The 19,275-nt window shown below is 63.0% G+C and carries 14 protein-coding genes; 9 read left to right on the top strand and 5 right to left on the bottom strand.

What is annotated here, in order from left to right; translation table 11 throughout:
- Positions 1-5 precede the first annotated feature (5 nt).
- Positions 6-4,397, top strand: coding sequence for a DEAD/DEAH box helicase (locus VGD45_RS18525; RefSeq protein WP_331156826.1), 4,392 nt, complete (start codon positions 6-8; stop codon positions 4,395-4,397).
- Positions 4,398-4,400: 3 nt separating this feature from the next.
- Here the strand turns inward: VGD45_RS18525 and VGD45_RS18530 are convergent, their stop codons facing one another.
- Entirely contained in the window at positions 4,401-5,210 is an 810-nt protein-coding gene (locus tag VGD45_RS18530; RefSeq protein WP_331156827.1) for a GIN domain-containing protein, read from the bottom strand.
- 340 nt (positions 5,211-5,550) lie between these two features.
- Here VGD45_RS18530 and VGD45_RS18535 point away from each other — a divergent pair, with 340 nt between their 5' ends.
- The 3 genes from VGD45_RS18535 to VGD45_RS18545 all read left to right on the top strand — a co-directional run bounded on the left by VGD45_RS18535 (position 5,551) and on the right by VGD45_RS18545 (position 9,955).
- Entirely contained in the window at positions 5,551-6,798 is a 1,248-nt protein-coding gene (locus VGD45_RS18535) for a diguanylate cyclase (protein WP_331157006.1), read from the top strand.
- A gap of 133 nt (positions 6,799-6,931) precedes the next feature.
- A complete protein-coding gene (gene fbp / locus VGD45_RS18540; RefSeq protein ID WP_331156828.1) occupies positions 6,932-7,945 on the top strand; it encodes a class 1 fructose-bisphosphatase in 1,014 nt (337 codons plus the stop codon).
- Between the two features lie 162 nt (positions 7,946-8,107).
- Positions 8,108-9,955, top strand: coding sequence for a hypothetical protein (locus VGD45_RS18545; protein WP_331156829.1), 1,848 nt, complete (start codon positions 8,108-8,110; stop codon positions 9,953-9,955).
- A 3-nt stretch (positions 9,956-9,958) separates the two neighbouring features.
- Here the strand turns inward: VGD45_RS18545 and VGD45_RS18550 are convergent, their stop codons facing one another.
- Positions 9,959-10,339 carry a hypothetical protein gene (locus VGD45_RS18550; protein WP_331156830.1) on the bottom strand — a complete coding sequence of 127 codons (381 nt, stop codon included), beginning with the start codon at positions 10,337-10,339 and terminating at the stop codon, positions 9,959-9,961.
- Positions 10,340-10,528: 189 nt separating this feature from the next.
- On the opposite strand from VGD45_RS18550, the gene VGD45_RS18555 reads away from it, so the two are divergent.
- A complete protein-coding gene (locus VGD45_RS18555) occupies positions 10,529-11,743 on the top strand; it encodes a GGDEF domain-containing protein (protein ID WP_331156831.1) in 1,215 nt (404 codons plus the stop codon).
- 53 nt (positions 11,744-11,796) lie between these two features.
- Here VGD45_RS18555 and VGD45_RS18560 read toward each other — a convergent pair whose 3' ends face one another.
- Both VGD45_RS18560 and VGD45_RS18565 read right to left on the bottom strand, forming a co-directional pair.
- Entirely contained in the window at positions 11,797-12,951 is a 1,155-nt protein-coding gene (locus tag VGD45_RS18560) for a response regulator (protein ID WP_331156832.1), read from the bottom strand.
- Between the two features lie 247 nt (positions 12,952-13,198).
- Positions 13,199-14,080, bottom strand: a complete 882-nt coding sequence (locus tag VGD45_RS18565) for a LysR family transcriptional regulator (protein WP_331156833.1) — start codon at positions 14,078-14,080, stop codon at positions 13,199-13,201.
- Between the two features lie 204 nt (positions 14,081-14,284).
- On the opposite strand from VGD45_RS18565, the gene VGD45_RS18570 reads away from it, so the two are divergent.
- From VGD45_RS18570 to VGD45_RS18585, 4 genes are all read left to right on the top strand, one after another.
- Positions 14,285-15,412, top strand: a complete 1,128-nt coding sequence (locus VGD45_RS18570) for a citrate/2-methylcitrate synthase (protein ID WP_331156834.1) — start codon at positions 14,285-14,287, stop codon at positions 15,410-15,412.
- 276 nt (positions 15,413-15,688) lie between these two features.
- Positions 15,689-17,401, top strand: coding sequence for a biosynthetic-type acetolactate synthase large subunit (gene ilvB / locus VGD45_RS18575; RefSeq protein WP_331156835.1), 1,713 nt, complete (start codon positions 15,689-15,691; stop codon positions 17,399-17,401).
- 11 nt (positions 17,402-17,412) lie between these two features.
- On the top strand, positions 17,413-17,772 hold the full coding sequence (locus VGD45_RS18580; RefSeq protein WP_331156836.1) for a tRNA-binding protein: 360 nt from the start codon (positions 17,413-17,415) through the stop codon (positions 17,770-17,772).
- A gap of 28 nt (positions 17,773-17,800) precedes the next feature.
- Positions 17,801-18,589 (top strand): thioesterase family protein, encoded by a 789-nt coding sequence (locus VGD45_RS18585; RefSeq protein ID WP_331156837.1) that lies wholly within the window; start codon positions 17,801-17,803, stop codon positions 18,587-18,589.
- Here VGD45_RS18585 and VGD45_RS18590 read toward each other — a convergent pair.
- Positions 18,510-19,232, bottom strand: coding sequence for a MarC family NAAT transporter (locus VGD45_RS18590; protein ID WP_331156838.1), 723 nt, complete (start codon positions 19,230-19,232; stop codon positions 18,510-18,512). The two genes, VGD45_RS18585 and VGD45_RS18590, sit on opposite strands and share 80 nt — an antisense overlap.
- Between the last annotated feature and the right edge of the window lie 43 nt (positions 19,233-19,275).

A 19,275-nucleotide genomic window follows, 5' to 3' on the forward strand; every position in this document is an offset into this window, starting at 1 on the left:
GCCCCATGAGTCACACCCCTTATTTCCACCCGGCGGTCGACGCCTGGTTCAGCCAAACGTTTTCTGCGCCCACGCCGGCGCAGGCCGATGCCTGGCCGGCCATTCAGTCAGGAAAACATGTACTGATCGCCGCGCCGACGGGCTCAGGTAAGACGCTCGCGGCGTTTCTCGCGGCGATCGATGAGCTGGTTCGTGAAGGCGAGCAGTTCGGTCTGCCGGACGAGACTCGTATCGTCTACGTCTCTCCGCTGAAGGCACTGTCGAACGACATCAACCGCAACCTCGAAGCGCCGCTCGCGGGTATTCGGGACAAGCTGCTGGAACTAGGCAGCCGCGATGTGGAAATTCGCACCTGGGTTCGCACTGGCGACACGCCCCAGAGCGAGCGAAATCAAATGCGGCGGAAGCCGCCCCACATCGTCGTCACCACGCCCGAGTCGCTCTACATCCTGCTGGGCTCCGAGTCGGGCCGGCAGATGCTGAGCACGACGCGCACCGTCATCGTCGATGAAATTCATGCGGTCGCGGGCAGCAAGCGCGGTTCGCATTTATCGCTGTCGCTGGAGCGACTGGAAGCGCTGGTCGGTCGCAGAGTCACACGCGTCGGCCTGTCCGCGACTCAACAACCCATCGAAGACGTGGCCCGTTTCCTGGTCGGCACTCGTTATCGCCGGCCGGATGGCGAAGCCGATTGCACCATCGTCGACAGCGGTCACATCCGCAAGCGTGACCTCGCGATCGAGCTGCCGGAGGAGCCGCTCGAAGCAGTGATGTCGAATGAAACCTGGGGCCAGGTTTACGACCGGCTCGTGCAACTCATCAAGGAACATCGCACGACCCTGATCTTCGTCAACACCCGGCGCACGGCCGAGAGAATCTGCCGTCAGCTCACCGAGCGTCTCGACAAAGATCTTCCCAAAGGCGCGCCGGCCTCGGTCACCGCGCACCATGGCAGTCTCGCGAAAGAGCTGCGCTTCGATGCCGAGCAGCGCCTGAAGTACGGCCAGCTCAAGGCGCTGGTCGCCACATCCTCGCTGGAGCTGGGCATCGATATCGGCGATGTCGATCTGGTGTGTCAGATCGGCTCACCTCGCGCCATCAATGCGTTCCTGCAACGCGTCGGCCGCTCCGGTCACGCGGTCGGCGCCACACCGAAGGGTCGTTTGTTTCCTCAATCGCGGGACGACCTGGTCGAGTGCACGGCGCTGCTGGACAGCGTGCGCCGTGGCGAGCTGGACCGCCTGAAAATTCCCGTCGCGCCGACGGATGTGCTGTCTCAACAGATCGTCGCCGAAGCGGCCGCGCGTGATTGCACCGAGCAGGAGCTGTTCGATCTGGTGCGCCATGCGCATCCGTTCCAATCGGTGACTCGCGAATCGTTCGATGAGATCGTGAAGATGCTGGCGGAGGGCTTCACCACCCGTCGCGGGCGTCACGGCGCGCTGCTGTATCACGACGCCGTGAATCACACCGTCAAAGGTCGCAAGGGCGCGCGACTGACGGCGATCACCTCCGGCGGCGCCATTCCAGACACCGCCGATTATCAGGTGATGCTGGAGCCCGAAGGCCACATGATCGGCACGCTCAACGAGGACTTTGCGGTCGAGAGCCTCGCTGGCGACATCTTCCAGCTCGGCAATACTTCTTATCGCATCCTGCGCGTGGAGCGCAGTACCGTCCGTGTCGAAAACGCCAAGGGCGAAGCGCCCACGCTGCCGTTCTGGTTGGGCGAAGCGCCGGGCCGAACCGATGAATTGTCGGTGTCCGTCTCGCGATTGCGGGAAGAGCTGGAGCAACGCTTCGACGAGCACTCCCAGAATGGCAATGCCGTCGCGTCCGGCGCCTACCAGTGGCTGACGGAGGAAGTAGGCATCGGTGAGATCGCCGCTCTTCAGCTGATCGAGTACTTGGCGTCGGCTCGGGCCGCGCTCGGCTCGCTGCCCACGCAACAGAAGATCATCTTCGAGCGCTTCTTCGATGAGTCCGGCGGCATGCAGCTGGTGATTCATTCGCCGTTCGGCAGCCGCATCAATCGCGCCTGGGGCCTGGCGCTTCGCAAACGTTTCTGCCGCACCTTCAATTTCGAGCTGCAGGCCGCGGCGACAGAAGACACGATCATCCTCTCGCTCACCGGCTCGCACAGCTTCGAGCTGCTGGAAGTGGCCAAGTATCTGCATCCGAACACAGCGCGCGACATCCTCATTCAAGCAATGCTCGACGCGCCGATGTTCAACACTCGTTGGCGCTGGGGCGCATCCATCGCGCTCGCTCTCCCGCGGTTCCGCGGTGGCAAGAAGGTGCCTCCACAAATCGCCCGCATGAATGCGGAAGATCTGCTCGCTTCCGTGTTCCCGGATCAGGTGGCGTGTGGCGAGAACATCGTGGGCGACATCGTCGTGCCGGATCATCCCTTGGTTCAGCAGACGGTGCGCGATTGTCTGGAAGAAGCCATGGACATCGAAGGCTTCGAACGTTTGTTGGTCGCTTTGACCGGCCAGCAAATCAAAGTCGAGGCGCGCGATCTCACCGAGCCGTCGCCGCTGGCGCTCGAAGTATTGAATGCGCGGCCTTATGCCTATCTCGATGACGCACCGCTCGAAGAGCGCCGCACGCAGGCTGTGATGAGCCGACGCTGGATGGATCCGCAATCGGCTTCCGACATCGGCAAGCTGGATCCTGCGGCCATTGCTCGAGTTCGAGAGGAAGCGTGGCCTGACGCTGGTAACGCGGATCAGCTGCACGATGCATTGCTGTGGCTGACCTTCATGACGGCGGAGGAAGTTGAAAGCCAACCGTTGTGGCCGGCGCTGTGCCAGGAGCTCATGACCCAAGGGCGCGTGACCAAACTTGGAACGGGTGAAGCGGGCGTCTTCGTCGCGACCGAACGCGTGCCTTACTTCCAGGCATTGTTCCCTGAAGTAACGATGCAGCCAGAGATCGTCGTCCCGGCGGCGTACTCCGCCAAGCGCGAGCGCGATGAAGCAGTCCGCGAAATCGTGCGTGGCCGATTGGAAGGACTGGGTCCCACGACCGCCGCGCAACTCGCCGCATCCTTCGGCGCAAGCACCGAAGATGTGGACATCGCACTGCTGGCGCTCGAAGCCGAAGGCAGCGCCATGCGTGGATCCTTCGAGCCAGCAATGGGTGGCACGGCCGCGACGCAATGGTGCGATCGGCGACTGCTCGCGCGCATTCACCGCTACACCGTCAAGAAACTACGCGCGGAGATCGAGCCGGTTCAGGCGCGAGACTTCCTGAGATTTCTGTTCGATTGGCAGCGCGTTACGCCGTCCGCCCGCATGCAGGGACCGGATGCCGTGCCTGCTATTCTCGGCCAGCTGGAAGGTTTCGATGCACCGGCCGGAGCGTGGGAAACAGAAATATTGCCGACGCGCATAGCCGAATACGAGCCGGCGTGGCTCGATGAGCAATGCCTTGCCGGACGCATCGTCTGGACTCGCCTCGCCACCCGCAATGGCGATGCGGAGCGAGGCGCGGCGCCCGTGCGCTCGACACCGATCGCGTTGCTGCCTCGACGCAATGTGAAACAATGGTCGGTGTTCTCCGGCAGCATCGAACGCTCCCAGCTCACGGACAAGGCACGTCAGGTCGCGGAATTCATCGAGGAGAATGGCGCATCGTTCTATGACGAGATCGTGGATCATGTCGATCTGCTTCCAGTGCAGGTTGAAGAAGCGCTCGGCGAGCTGGTCGCGCTGGGATTAGTGAACTCCGACAGCTTCGGCGGCTTGCGCGCTCTGCTCATGCCCGCGGATCGTCGTCGCACCAGCGCTCGCGACCGCCGCCGCGCACGGCGCGTCGCCATCTTCGGGATGCAGGATGCTGGCCGCTGGGCACTGGTCAGGAAGAAGGAGATGAAAGCGGATGATGCGAAGCCGGTCTCGCCACGCAATGACGAAGCCGTCGAGCACATCTGTCGCACGTTGCTGAAGCGCTGGGGCGTCGTGTTCTGGAAATTGTTGGAGCGCGAAGCAGACTGGCTGCCACCCTGGCGCGATCTGCTGATGTGTCTGCGTCGCTTGGAAGCACGCGGCGAGATTCGCGGCGGTCAGTTCGTCGCGGGCTTCTCGGGTGAGCAGTTCGCCCTGCCCGAAGCCATCGGTCAGTTACGCGAGGTGCGCCGTCGCGAACATGATCTGCAGTTGGTGTCATTGTCCGCCGCGGATCCGTTGAACCTCATCGGCATTCTCACGCCGGGCGGCCGATTGCCAGCGCTCACAGGCAATCGAGTGTTATATCGAGACGGAATCCCCGTGGCGCTTTACGTTGGCAGCGAAGTCAAATTCATCGAGCAGCTGGATCCCGCCGAACAGTGGCAGGTCCGTGGTGCTCTATTGAGAAGACAGGTTCCCGCGCCACTCGCCGATCTCGCGTAACGCTCAGATGACAATGATCCGCCCGGATTCGTGATTCACTTTCTCGGGCTTGGGATCTTCGCGTTCGAGCTCCAGTGACTCCGGATCGATCGGCGGTGGCGGCTCTCGGTCCGATTCCGGCTCGGCGCTGGATTTCTCATCGACGCCACGCTGAGCGATGGTGCCCAGCCCGTTCATGCGCGTGTTCACCCGCCGCGGTGTGCCTGTATAGAAGATCGCGCCGACGCCGTTCATCGTCGCATCCAGCGACTCGACGGGATGCACGACCACGCTGCCGACGCCGTCGACCGTCACCTTCGCATCGGCGACCAGCAGCTTGCTGAGATCGGCATGGCCGGCCCCAGACATGCGAACCGTGAGTTGATCGAGCTGGCCGTCCGCTCTGAGATTCGCCGCGCCAGCGGCCTTGATCTTGGTGTCGCCGCCTTTGAAGCCGACGACGCTCACGTCGTTGCCGCCTTCGACCTGCAGCGATTCGAGCTTGGGCAGAGTGATCTGCACGGTCAGGCGCGAGCTGTTGTCCCGGACGATCCAGTCGCGCGCCTTGCCTTTGATCTCCAGCGTATCGCCGTCGACCTTGGTTTCCACACGATTCACCGCTGACTCGTGACCGTTGACCTGCACCGAGAACGGCTCGCCGATGGTGATCTCCAGCTTGGTCGCGCCCTCGAGCTTGATGGAATCGAAGCCGTCGACATCGCGGCGCTCGCTCACCACCGGCCCCTTGTCGGTCCAATGATCGCCCCGATCGCCGCACCCACTGAGTAACAGTGTCGCAGCGGTCAGCGCGCCGAGCAGGGAATATGTCTTCATGACGACCTCGAAAGAGTCGCGAGTTTGACATAGTGATAGTGAGCCGGCGCGCCGTGCAGAGGAAGGGAATGCCGGTGAATCGCGGTCTCGCACCGGTGAGCCGCCCGTCACGAATCGCGCTCCGCCAAAGCGCGATTGCTTCCTCGTCGTCAACGCCAGAGGCATGCGAAGGTTCGCCCACGACCGGCCCCGGACATGGCTTTGTGACGCAAGTCACAAGCTCGCCGCTCAAACACAAATCTTCGGCAATTTGCGACGCCCGTAGTGAGGGTGATACGCGCGCAGCGTGATTTCGGTCCAGGCCCGGGGGTGCGTACAGGGTTAACCTACTTCCGTGCAGATGAACCCTCCCTCTCGAACCAAGAACCGCACCCCGCTGCGCGAGCGCCTCGCCAAGCTCTTGCCGCCGCTGTCCTTTGCGGAGCCTCTGGAAAGCCAGTACCGCAACTGGCACACCGATCATGCGCGCGAGCGGGTGAAGTTCACGATGCTCCCGGCGATGGGCGTGCTGCTGATCGTGTCTCTGGCCGGCGGGCCATTTCGCCACCTGCGCGAGACGCTGTTCGCGGCCGATCAGATGGCCGTCGTCGATGTGCTCCGCTTCGGCGTGCTGCTGCCCACGTGCACGGCCATGCTGCTGGTCACTTACACCAAGCTGTACTCGCGTTGGCTGGAATTCGCCGCGCCGGCCGTGGCGCTGCTCCAGAGCCTGTGCATCGTGGCATTCGATTTGCTCATGTATCGCCAGGGTTATTCGCTGAGCTCGGTGATTCCCATGCTGGTGCTGTCCGCGTACATGCTGTTCGGCATGATGCAGGCGCCGGCCACGATCACTGCGACCGCCATCGTCCTGGCCTACGCGGTCACCGGCTGGGCCGCGGGACTGAACGGTGGGCAGCGCTCGTTCGACGTCGCCATGAGCTGTTTCGCCTTGGTGCTCGGTTTTTTCTTTCATTACAGCTTCTCACGCACCCAGCGGTTGAATTGGTTCAGGAACATGATGCTGACCGACTCGGTGCATCGTGACGCGCTGACCAACATCGGCAACCGGCGCATGTTCGACGCGCATATCGAGCGCCTCTGGAATCAGGCCACTCGCACGCGCGTGCCGGTCGCGCTGCTGCTGGTCGATCTGGATCATTTCAAATCCTTCAACGACCACGCCGGTCACCAGGCGGGCGATCACTGCCTGGCGCGTGTTGCCGGCGCAATCGCGCAGTCCGCTCGCCGACCGCTGGACGTTGCGGCTCGGTATGGCGGCGAAGAATTCGTCGTGCTGCTGTTCGACGTGAAGCGCGATCGCGTTGAAGAGCTGTGCCGGGAGTTGCACGCCAATCTCGCAGCGTTGCAGATTCCACACCCCGCATCGTCCGTGGGACCGTACGTGACTGTGAGCATCGGTGCTGCCTGCGTCGAGCCGCTGGCAGGCCGTCACCACGATGGCTTGATCCAGCTCGCCGACGAGGCGCTGTACGCGGCGAAAGAAGGTGGCCGCAACCGTACGGTGGTGATGGATCGCGAATACGCGACACTCAACACTGGCGCATTCCGCGTGCCCCGTTCGAGAGCACGCACCGAAGCCGCGTGATCGACAGCGTTATCAACTGACGACACCCGTCGAGTAGCCGATTCCTGATGATACATTTCGGGACCGACGCCGAACCCGAAGGGCCTGGCGATCGTTGTGTCTGCCCGACCCTCATCGAGAGCCTCACCGCCGCATGTCCGCCATGATCGATACGCCCGCCGCTGCCCCCCGTGCCAGCGAGATCGTCACCCTGCAGTCCCACATCCTGCAGCAGCAATCGCATTATCCCGAGGCCAGCGGCCAGTTCTCCTGGATCCTGTCGGCGCTGGCGATCTCCGCCAAGATGATTGCGTCGCATGTCCGGCGCGCGCGCCTCGACGACGTGCTCGGCACGGTCGGCAATCAGAACGTACAGGGCGAGCAGCAGCAGAAGCTGGACGTGATCGCCAACGACATCCTGTTGCGCACTCTGGGCGGCCGCGAGGGTGTGGCCATTGTCGCCTCGGAGGAAAACGAGGAGCCGGTGATCCTGCGCAACGACGACTCGGCCGAACGCAAGTACTGCGTGTTGTTCGATCCTCTGGATGGCTCGTCCAACCTGGACGTCTGCGGCGCCGTGGGCACCATCTTCAGCATCCTGCGCAAGGATCGTCGGTCTGCGCAGCCGCAGGCTTCGCTGTTACAAAGTGGCGCGGAGCAGGTCGCAGCGGGTTATGTGCTGTATGGCTCCTCGACCGTGTTCGTGCTGACCATCGGCAATGGCGTGGATATGTTCGTGCTGGATCCGGCGTACGGCGCCTTCATGCGCGTGGCTCAGGGCGTGCGCATACCCAAGGCCAACAAATGCTACTCGGTCAACGAAGGCAACCGGTTGAGCTTCCCCGAGGGCTATCAGAAGTACCTGTCTTGGGCGCAGGAGCGCGGTTATTCCAGCCGTTATGCCGGCGCGATGGTGGCTGACGTGCACCGCATCCTGTTGCAAGGCGGCGTGTTCATGTATCCGCCCACGCGCAAAGCGCCCAAGGGCAAGCTGCGCCTGATGTACGAAGCCAATCCTATGGCGATGATCGTGGAACAGGCCGGCGGCAAGGCGCTGAGCGGGCCGGGCGAGCGCATTCTCGAAGTCCAGCCCACCGACATTCATCAGCGCGTACCTGTGATTATCGGCAGCAGCGAAGAAGTCGACCACGTCGCCACGCAGCTCTGAGCAATCCTGTGCGTCTATAGTTTTTGGGGGTTTAGGGTGTCGGGCGCTCGGTCCGACATCCGCAGAATCATGTAATTCGCCTGTGGATGTCCGCGCGTTGCAGCAACCTGCGGCGCTGAAGTGTATTCTTCCATCCCAGTGGTTTGGCTCTCTGGGAAGCCTGTGCTCACGGCCGATAAAGTTCTCGTCACGGTAGGAACGCCCTGCTCCATCTCCGCAGTGGGCAGCACTGAGACCTATCGCGCGCGCGTGGTGGGCTCGCCTGAATTCATCGCCCTCGCGGCGTTCGACGCAGGGCTGATCGACCTCGATCCGCAAGCCGATGGCTCGCTGAAGCTGAGCTGGGTCGGCGGCGAGAGCACGACGCTGGCGGAGATCGAGCGTCTGCATGGGCAGCAGCTGCGCGCTTCGCTCGGTATCCGTTACATCGACGAACTGACCGCGCTCGGGAATGCCGTCGTCACTGATGTGGGCGCCTCCCTCCCGCACGACTTCGATCGCGGCGGATTGCGTCGGCTCGCCGGCCTCACCTATCGCGATGTGCGCGATTCCGCGCTCAAGGACATGTACGGCCTGTTCGACGACGATCCGCGCCTGGGCCCGTCGTTGCAGGCACAGTTGTTCGCCTACAGCGGACTGGGCGCGCTGGCCGCGTTGCCGGTGCCTCTGTCCGAGCTGATTCCCAACCCCTATGAGTTTCGCGTCGCCGGCGCGACGGCCTTTCCGGGTCTGGATGCGCAGGGACAGCTGCGGCCGGCGGGCTCGGTCACATCGGACAACGACAAACTGCGCGACAAATTCGCGATGCGCCTGGCCAATTCATTGTCGTCGCACGGACCGGCGCTGCTGTCGACCATGCTCGCGCCTTCGTATTCGCTCAGTAAGTCGCTGAAGCATCCCGAGCTGCTCGAGACGCTGCGCTCTGCGAGCGGTTACATGCGCGTGCCGCAGACTCCGCTGAACGCAGTGGGCGCGTGCGCGTCGAGCTCCATCGTGTTCTCCGAGTTCGCGCCACAAATGGTGCTCGACTATCCAGGCTATCAACGTCCGCAGGTGGTGCTGTGGACCGCGGCGGACGCGGCGACTCGTCCGTCCTGGCAGATCCTCGACGCTTTCGGCCCAGGCGCACTGATGACGCGCGCCAAACTGGAGGCTATCAATGCCGGCCGCAGCCCGGCGGAGCAGCGCTCGATCGCGGACAGCCTCGCGCCGTTCGACGTCGACGCCAACGGCACGGTGGTGGGCGAGGGCGGTTCGGGCCTGCTGGTCACGACGCTCGACTTCGCGCTACGCAACTTCCTCGATATCACTTCCATCATCGTCGGCTGGGGCCAGAGCGGCGAGGCCGGCGGCAAGGCGCATTTCGCCGGCGTGGGCTTCGGCGGCGAGAACGCATTGATGCATGCGCTGGAGCTCGCTTATCGCGGCCACGGCTATCGTGTTTCCGACTTCCAATACCTGGTCGCGCATGCCACGGGCACGCGCACGAATTCGAAGACGGATCTGACGACGGCGGCCAATGCGCGTTCAGCGGCAGCGGAGCGACAAGGCATGAAAGGCGGACTGCCGAAGGTGGCCGTGGGCACACCCAAAGCGGTGGGCGACGGCCACACCATGGGCGAGACCGGCTTGAAAGCCACGTCGCAGGCGCTGCAATTCCTGCTGGGTCAGCCGGCGGTCGGCGTGCCGACGCTGCGTCACCTGGATCCGGATCTCGGCTCGGTGGCCGAGTCGTTCACGCTGCAATCTGCGCCGGTGGCTGGAAATCTCGATGGCGGCGCGCTGTGCGCGACCCAGGGCTTCGGCGGTTATAACGGCGCCATCGCTTTGCGAGCCGCGCATGCCGAAGCATTCGCTCGCTACTCGCCGGATCGCAAAGTGCTGGCGGCCTATCTGGAGCGCTGGCCCGAGCTGCGGCGGGAACGCGAGCAGCGCGAGCGCCATTGGCGCTTGCGCCGTCGCAGCGCCATCGAGCTGGCGCAGATACATTGCTGGAAAGGGTTGGATTAGCGCTCAGCCGCCGGCTTTCTTGCCGCTGAACGTGCCTTCACCGAGGTCGCCGAGCTTCACCGTGCCCTTCATGGTCGCGCCATCGACCGTGCCGGTGTAGCTCACCGCCAGATCCGTGCCCTGCGCGTTCACCTGGAAATTGATTGCGATCTCGTTGCCCTTTACCGTGCCGGTCACGGGCGATTCGCCGAGCATGCCCTTGTAGGTGCCGGTGATCTTGTTGCCGTCCTGCTTCAGGCTGAAATGCGGATTGCCCGTGCCCGCCTGAGTCTCGACGGTCAGGTCCCATTCGCCGGCCACGTTGGCGTCGGCGGCGACGGCGGACGTAGTGAGCATAACGAGCGCGGCGGACGCGGCCAGAAGCATTCTGCGCAGACTGTTCATGACTGTTCCCTGATTGATGGTTATGAAGTCCGTGCGAATTGTCGATGCGCGCCACGAGCGGCGGCAAGAGCGCGGGGCGCGTGTTGACGATTCCTGACTCACACGCGTTTTGCCCTGCAGTTGCAACTTGTATGCAACAATACCAACGGACGAGGAACTACGCCGGTGCGAGTGTTCTAATCGAGACCGATGTTTCGCGACTTCCGCAAAATTTCGCCACGCATTTTCGGGCTGGTCACGCTTGCCGCGTTGGCCGTGCTGCTCACTGTCGTGGCGGTTCCGCAGTGGTTATCCAAGCAGGCGCGACTGCAGGTGCTGCGCTCGCATGTGGCCGAGATTGCGCAGCTCGCGGCCAGCGTCGTCGATGGAGACTTGCATCGACAGTTGCTCGATCCGGCCAATTACACACCCGACCTGTACGAGCGCACCGTCGCGCCACTGGTGCGATTCCACTCGGCGGATCCCGAGATCTTTTATGTCTACACGATGATGGAGCGCGGCGGTAAGAGCTTCTTCGTCGTCGACACCGCGGCCTCGGGCAAGCTGAAGACCATGCGCAAGCTGCGGGCTTCGGCGTACATGGAGCCGTACGTGAGCCTCGAGGTCGAGCCCGATCCGGATTATCTGCAACGGATCGCGGCCGGCGAAACTTATGTCTATCCGGGGTTCCAGCGCGATGCGTACGGCACGTTCCTGTCCGGCCACACGCCCATCTACGACAGCCAGGGCCGTTACAGCGGCTTCGTCGGCGTCGATTTCGATCTGACGTATTACCTGTCGCTGGAATCGAGCTTCCGCTCGATCTTCTATGGCTCGGTGGCTGGCGCGGTGTTGATCGCGTTACTGATCGGGTACGTGGTGGCGCGCTACCACTTTCATTTGCAGGACCGCATCGACGAGCAATATCGCATCTCCATTCGGGACGAGCTCACGCAGCTATTGAATCGCCGTGGCGCGCTCAGGTTCTCACGCGAGGCGCTGGAGACGCGCGCGTCGTGTTACGCGGTGATCCTGGTCGATATCGACGATCTCAAAGGCATCAACGATATCTACGGCCACGCCGCGGGCGACGAGTTCATCATCAAGGTGGCCGAGACGATTCGTGGCAGCGTGCGTGAGAAAGATATTTGCGCGCGTATGGGTGGAGATGAGTTTTTGATTTTCGCCACAGGCTGCGATTTGGACGCGGCCACGGAAATCGCCCGCCGCATACTCGGCAAGGTCTACGCACGCGATGGCCACTCGGGGCGCTCGCATTTTGGGGTGTCCATCGGGATCAGCGTGGCGGCTGGCGCCGACGCGAAGTTCGAATTGTTGTATCGGCAGGCGGATGAGGCGCTGTACAAGGCCAAGACGGCCGGCAGAAACCGCTTCGTGATTTTTGATCCGGTCGCAGCGGCATAACGCCGCCGCCTCAAACTCAAAACAATAGTTTTGAAAAGATCTCTGCGGCCGCGTTATGAGGCGCCCTGCGGGCGGGCCTGCAGGATCAGGCGGTGCAAGACGTCGCCCAGTTCTTCCACCGTGTTTGGCTTCAACAACAAATCTCGCACGCCCGTCTTCATTACGGACTCGCGATCCTTGGCGCGCACGTAGCCTGACGTCATCACCACCGGCACCTCGGGCCGCAACTGAAGCACGTGCGAGGCGAACTCAATGCCCGACATGCTGGGCATCGATAGATCCGTGACTACCGCTTCATACGCCGCCGGATCGGAACGGAACGCGGCCAGCGCCTCGTTCGCATCAGTGAAGCCAGCCACGCGATAGCCCAGCCGCTGCAGCACTCGGGTTATGAGATATACGAGCGATTCCTCGTCGTCGACGTAGAGAACGCTCTGACCTTCACCACGCAGCACTTGCGTCGCGAGCGACGGGGTCTTGGCGGCCGCGTCGTGGAATAACACAACGTCTTTCGAGGGTTCTTCTTCATTGCCGCTGAACGCCAGGATTTGATTGATGATGCCGGCCGCGCGGGCGCTGGCCCGCTGCACTTCGGCCAGCGACAATTGAGCCGGATGGTCGCCCGGGAGATCCTCCGCCGCGAGCCGGGCGTTACCGCAGATCGCCAACAGAATATTGTTGAAATCGTGCGCGATGCCGCCGGCCATGGCGGCCAGCGCACGGCTCTTTTCGAGCAGCTCGCGATCCCGCTCGGCCTGCAGGCGCGCCGTCACATCGCTCGCGAACGCAATTACGCCCTCATCGGCAGTGCCTCGATCGACCAGCGCCAGGCGCCAGTGACATTGCAGTCGACTGTGATCCTTGCGTCGCGTTTCGAGCACCACGCCTTCGGGAAACTCGACGCCGGAAAGTAACTTAGGACACACCTCGTCGATGATGGGCATGCTGGCGGGCGTGGCCACCAGCTCATGAATGTGACGACCGATGGCTTCCGCTTCGGTGTAACCGAAGGTAGCGGTGGCAGCCGGGTTCCAGGCACGCACGATGTGATGCGTGTCCCAGACGATGCAAGCCAGCGGCGCGCGGTCGAGATACAGCTGCAATCGTTTGTTGATTGCCTGTAGCTGCAGCACGCCTGCGTCCGCATCGAAATCGCCACGAGTCGCAGGCCGGCGACGCTGTCGCCACCACTGCGTAAACCCAAACATAACCGCCCCGCTGAAGAAAGGTTTACTTGTTCGCGTCTGCACCGGACGCGGATCTTTGTTATCCCCAGCGGCAACGTAGCACGGGAACGGGCGGAACGCCTTGAGCAACTCTCCCGGCAAACGCTTAGGCGAATGGAGTAAGCACCACGTTCAGTGACGTGGGCACGGCCTGCTGCCGAGTACTGGGTGGGGTGAGCTATCAGGCCGCGCGGCTAATAGTCCAGGCCGACGTCGGACCAATGTCTCTTCAGATATTCCAACGTTCGCGGCACAGGGCGAGGAAGCGCGCGCCGGCTTGAGACAATGGCTGATGTCGCAGGTGATAGACACCCACCTGTCGTTCGATGCTGGAAAACGGCAAGCCTTCGATGTGCTCGAGCTCGGGCGGCAGCTCGGTGACAAGATTTGACACATATGTCACAGCCTTGCCCTCGGCCACCAGCGCCAGGCGCAGCTCCATGTGACTCACCTCCCACACCGACGCGAAGGCGTTGCGCAATCGATCGCCGCTCGGACGCCGGGGCGCCTCGTCGAGATAGGAAGTCACTAACGGCAGCGTGCGTAATGTCGCTTGTGGATCGCGCTTCAACGCTTCGCGACTGGGATGATCGCGCGCAATCATCAATCGACGTGTCTCCGAGAAGCACGAATACACCGTGAAGTAATCGGGCATCGTGTGCTGCAAGGGGCCGAAGCCGACTTCCCAGCGTCCGTCGCCCACGCCATGCACGATCTCGCGGCTGGGCGCGACGGTCACCTTGAAACGGGTCAACGGATTGCGTTCGGAGAATTCGCGCAACAGGGCGATGCCAAAACGCGCATTGGTGGCGGGCGAGAGCGCGAGCGACAGAGTCGACAACGCGCCGGTCTTGATCTGCGCGATGTCCGCTAATGTCTCGCGCTCCTCGTTCAGGACAGTCTCCGCGTAGCGCAGCAGCCGGATACCGGCTTCGGTCAGCTGCGGCGGATTGCCCCGGCGTAACAGCACCGCGCCCAGGCGGTGCTCCAGGTTGGCGATGGCCTGGCTCACCGCCGACTGCGATAAGTTCAATCGTTCGGCAGCGCGACTGAAGCCGCCGGCCTCCACCACGGCGTGAAAACAACGGACTTCGTTACGCTCGATTTGCATGTGGTCAATTTTCGCGCAGCAGTCGCAACTACTGCAAATTGGTCAAGAAAGGGCGCGGCATTCAGCGAGGCGATAAGGGTATCGCGCCTTCCGATGCGATCACAGCCGCTGATAAACGCATCGCTCCCAAGCTCTCGTGGTCACCCACGCGCGGGCGTAGCTTGAACCTCATCGAGCCACGCCACGGATTCCGGGAGATACGCCATGAGCGAGTCCACTCACGTTCAGAAAGGCCTCGAAGGCGTGATCGCCGACACCACCGCCGTGTCACTCGTGGATGGCGAAGCCGGACGACTGTACTACCGCGGCTACCCCGTGGAATCGCTGACCAGCAAGCGCTTCGCCGAAGTCATGCATCTCGTCGTGTTCGGCGAATTGCCTGATGCCGAGCGCCTGGACGAAGTCGAGGAATACCTCTGGGTCGCCGGCCGTCTGCCGCCCGAGGTCGCCGCGTCTTTGCGGCAGATCGCGCGACATGGCGAGCATCCCATGGCCACGTTGCAATCGATCGCTTCGCTGCTCGCGATCGAGCCGCCCGCGATCAGCCTGGGAAGATCACAACAGGAAGAGGAGGCGTTGATCGTCGCCGCTCGCCTGCCCGCCGCGATCGCGACGATTAACGCAGCGTTGCAAGATCACCCCGAGCATCGTTATCCAGCGTCGCGTCACTACGGCGAGCGTTACCTGCAACTGTTGCACGGTCGCCGTCCCACACCGACGGAAGTGTCGGTGTTCGAAAGCACGCAGATCTTGCAACTCGATCATGGCTTCAACGCGAGCACGTTCACTGCGCGCGTCGTGACATCGACGTTGGCTCCAGCCACCTCGGCCCTGTCCGCTGCGATGGGCGCGCTATATGGCCCATTGCATGGCGCAGCCGATCAGCAAGCGCTGGAGATGGCGCTCGAAGTGGGCGAGCCTGAACGAGCCCGCGACTTCGTGGCGCATTGCCTCGCGACCGGACGCAAGGTGATGGGCATGGGTCATCGCGAGTATCGCGTGGTCGATCCTCGCTCACGAATGATCCGTACGCTGGCTCAGCAAGTGGCGCGTGAGCCCGCGCATGTGAAGCTGCTCGACGTGTTGAGCGCGGTCGACGAGGCGTTCATCGAGCAAACCCGTGAGAAACGACGCACCCTGCGCGCCAACCTGGAGTTCTATAAGGGGGTCGTGTATCTCGCGCTCGGCATTCCGAAAGAGTTTTTCACCGCGAGCTTCGCGGCCGCACGCGTGTTCGGCTGGATCGCGCACGTGATGGAGCAGCGACAGGACAACCGGATTATTCGTCCCGCCGCGCATTATGTTGGCCCCGCACCGCGCGAATCGGCGTGATAAAGCGCCGCCCGCTCTTGTCAGGTTATGCACAGGGTGGCTATAGTGCAGACACTTGACTCAAGTGACTAACCCGCACGTGTCCCATACTTCCTCCCCCATCGCCGCGATCATTACCCTGATCGACGTCGTAGTACCGGTCGTAGCCATCAGTTACGCGCCGTAGGGGAACTATTAAATAAACGAATTCACGACCCCCGTCGGTGCAAAGCCGGCGGGGGTTTTTCGTTTTTAGCGCCGGCGCACCGATGGGGTTCCGATCCAAGGAGCCAATCGATGATCGCGACCCAACCGGCCGCCGCCCAGCAACGCAGCGGCGCCGATCTCATCATCCACCTGCTGGAGCGGCAGGGTGTGGATATCGTCGCCGGCATTCCCGGCGGCGCTCTGTTGCCTCTGTATGAGGCATTGGGTCGCTCCACCCGCATTCGCCACATCCTGGCGCGTCACGAGCAAGCGGCGGGATTCATCGCTCAAGGCATGGCGCGTATCACCGGCAAAGCCGGCGTCTGCTTTGCAACGTCCGGACCGGGTGTGACCAATGTCGTGACGGCGCTCGCCGACGCCAAACTCGATTCGATTCCCCTCGTGTGCATTGCCGGACAGGTGCCCACCGCTCTGATCGGCACCGACGCGTTTCAAGAAGTGCCCACCCTCGACATGGTGCGGCCCATCACCAAAGCCAGTTTCTTCGTGCGGAATGCGAGCGAGCTATGGCACGTGATCCCGGAAGCCTTCCGCATCGCCGAGGGCGGCAGGCCGGGGCCGGTGTTGATCGACGTGCCCAAAGATATTCAGCTGCAACTCGCCGACAGCGAGCCGCTCGCAGCACCCGCTCGCGAACGCGCGTCCGCCACTATCTCGATGCTCGACTCCAGCCAGCACTTCGATCTCGCGGCTCAAATGATTCATGCGGCCCAGCGGCCCGTGCTCTATGTGGGTGGCGGCGTGGTCAAAGCGCGGGCTCATGCGGCCATTCGAGAGCTCGCTGAACGCGCCGGCCTGCCGGTCACTTCGACGCTGATGGCGCTCGGCGCTTTGCCGGTCGGACACGAGCTCGACATCGGCATGCTTGGCATGCACGGCGCGCGTTACACGAACCTGATCATCGACGAGTGCGACCTGCTGATCGCTATCGGCGCGCGTTTCGACGATCGCGCGACGGGAAATCCGAAGAAGTTCGCGCCGCATGCCCGGATCATTCACATCGACATCGACCCGCGCGAGTTCGGCAAGATCAAGCCAGCCGACGTGGCCATTTGCGCCGACGCGGGCTTCGCCACGCATGAATTGCTGAAGCGCGTGCCGCTCACTCAGCGCACGCTTTGGCTATCCCGAGTGCAGCAGCTAAAACACGGTCATCCTCTGCAGACGCCGGGCATTCGAGAGCTGTGTTCGCCTTATGGAATCGTGCAGGCCGTCGGCGCGCTGGCGCCTGCCGACGCGATCGTGACGACGGACGTGGGCCAGCATCAGATGTGGGTGGCGCAACGCTTTCCGTTCGCGCGACCGGATCGCTGGCTGACATCGGGCGGACTGGGCACCATGGGTTTCGGCCTGCCGGCGGCGATCGGCGCGGCGCTGGTTGCACCAGAAGCGACCACGCTGTGCTTCACCGGCGACGGCAGCCTGCTGATGAACGTGCAGGAGCTGGCCACGCTGGCCGAGCTGGATTTGAATGTGAAAATCGTGCTGCTCGATAATGCCGCGCTCGGGCTGGTGCGGCAGCAGCAGGAGTTGTTTTATCAGCAGCGCTTCGTGGCCTCGCTGTTTTCGCAGCCGAGCCGTTTCGTCGCCATCGCGCAGGCGTTCGGCGTCCCGGCATTCGATCTTGCCGAAGAGGCCGAGCCGCACGAGGCGTTGTCTCGCGCGCTCTCGACACGAGGACCCGCGTTGATACGAGTGCCGATTGCCGCCACTCAGCACGTGTTGCCAATGGTGGCGCCGGGCGCCGCGAACGTCGATGCGCTCGACCATGCGTTGGAATAAGAGGACTTGTGATGACAGAAGCCAATGGCCTCGCGCCGCCGATTACCTGGGCCGAGTTTGAAAAGGTCGAGCTGCGCGCCGGCACGATTCTGGAAGTGATGGAGTTTCCCGAGGCGCGCAAGCCCGCCTGGAAGCTGCGCATCGATTTCGGCCCGCAGATCGGCGAGCGCGTGTCGAGCGCGCAGATCGTCGCGTTGTACCGCAAGGAAGATCTGGTCGGTCAGCAGGTGATGGCGGTGGTGAATTTTCCGCCCAAGCAGATCGGGCCGTTCCGCTCCGAGGTACTGGTGACCGGATTCCACGATGAGGAAGGACGCGTCGTGCTGGTTCGTCCTGAACGACGAGTGCCGAACGGCGCGAAGCTGCTGTAATGTGCGGCCTCCTCTGTGGGGCCTAGCGATGCAGTTCTCCGAGATTCTCGATTCGATGGGTGCAACGGGCGACGAGTGCCACGTCACGGTGAGTGACGATTGGTTACAAGGACGCGCGACGTTCGGCGGGCTCGTGGCCGCCGTTGGAAACGAAGCGATGCGCATGCTCGTGCCCCGTGATCGTCCGCTACGTTCGTTGCAAACGACGTTCGTGGGCCCAGCGACTCCTGGCACGTGGCGCATTCGTGCACGTGTGCTGCGTGTGGGCCGTGCAGTCACGCTGGCTCAGTGCGAAGTGCTCGATGGCGATCAGGTCGCGGCCGTGCAGGTGGGCGTCTATGGCATGGACCGCGAGTCCGCGGTGCTCGTCAAACCGGCCGTCATCGATCCGCCGCGGAAAGTGGATGAGATCAACGAGGTCCGCTTCGATCCCGAACGCTTGCCGCCGTTCGTTCAACACTTCGCGCTGCGCTGGGCACAGGGTGCGAAGCCGTTCTCCGGCACCAGGTCCCCGTCCAAAGTGTTCATCCGCCATCGCGATCCGTCGCCGCTGACCGAATCCCACATCGTCGCGCTGGTGGATTGCATCCCTACGCCGGCGCTGTCCATGTACAAGGCGCCCGCGCCCGGCAGTTCACTGGTGTGGGTGCTGGAATTCTTCGAGCACGATCTGGAGTTCGGCGCGGCAGCGTGGTGGCGCATCGACAGCGACATCGATGCCGCGACCGCCGGCTACGTCAATCAAACGGGCTTGCTGCATGATCCGAACGGACGGCCGGTGGCGCTATCGCGGCAGTTGTTTGCTGTATTTGGCTAGCCAGGCGCGTGACGTCCAGCACGCCGTTGATCATGAACTGCACGCCGATGCAGATCAGCAGGAAGCCCATGATGCGCGCCATCGCGTTCATGCCCGCGACGCCCAGCACCTTCGACAGCTTGGTCGCGGCCCGCAGCGTGATGTAAGAGATCACGCCGACGACGGCGATACCCACCGCGATCAGCATGTGTCCGATGACGATATGCTCGGTCTGCTGCGCCGAGGCCGACATGCCGACGACCACGGCGATGGAGCCCGGCCCGCTCAGGCCTGGCATGGCGAGCGGAGTAAACGAGACATCATGCTTGGCCGCCGCCTCTGCCTGCTCCTGGCGCGACATGGTGGCGGTGTCCGGGAACAGCATGCGAAAGCCCAGGTAGCTCACGATCATGCCGCCGGCGATGCGCAGGCCGGGAATCGAGATGCCGAAGAAATTCATGATCAAGCCGCCCGCGACCAGGAACGACGTGAGGATGAAGAACATGTAGATGCAGGCGCGCCGGATCTGCTCGGTACGTTCGTGCTCCGTCAGATTGGCGGTGATGGTCACCACCATGCCCACGGCGGACAGCGGATTGACGATGGGCAGCAAGGCACCGATGGTGCTCAAAACGAGGGTGATACCTTGGACGAACCAATTCATGCAGCGACGCGCTTCCCGGCGACTGTTCGGTGAAGCGATCTTT

Source organism: Steroidobacter sp. (assembly GCF_036402275.1).
In the GTDB taxonomy this organism is placed as follows: domain Bacteria; phylum Pseudomonadota; class Gammaproteobacteria; order Steroidobacterales; family Steroidobacteraceae; genus Steroidobacter.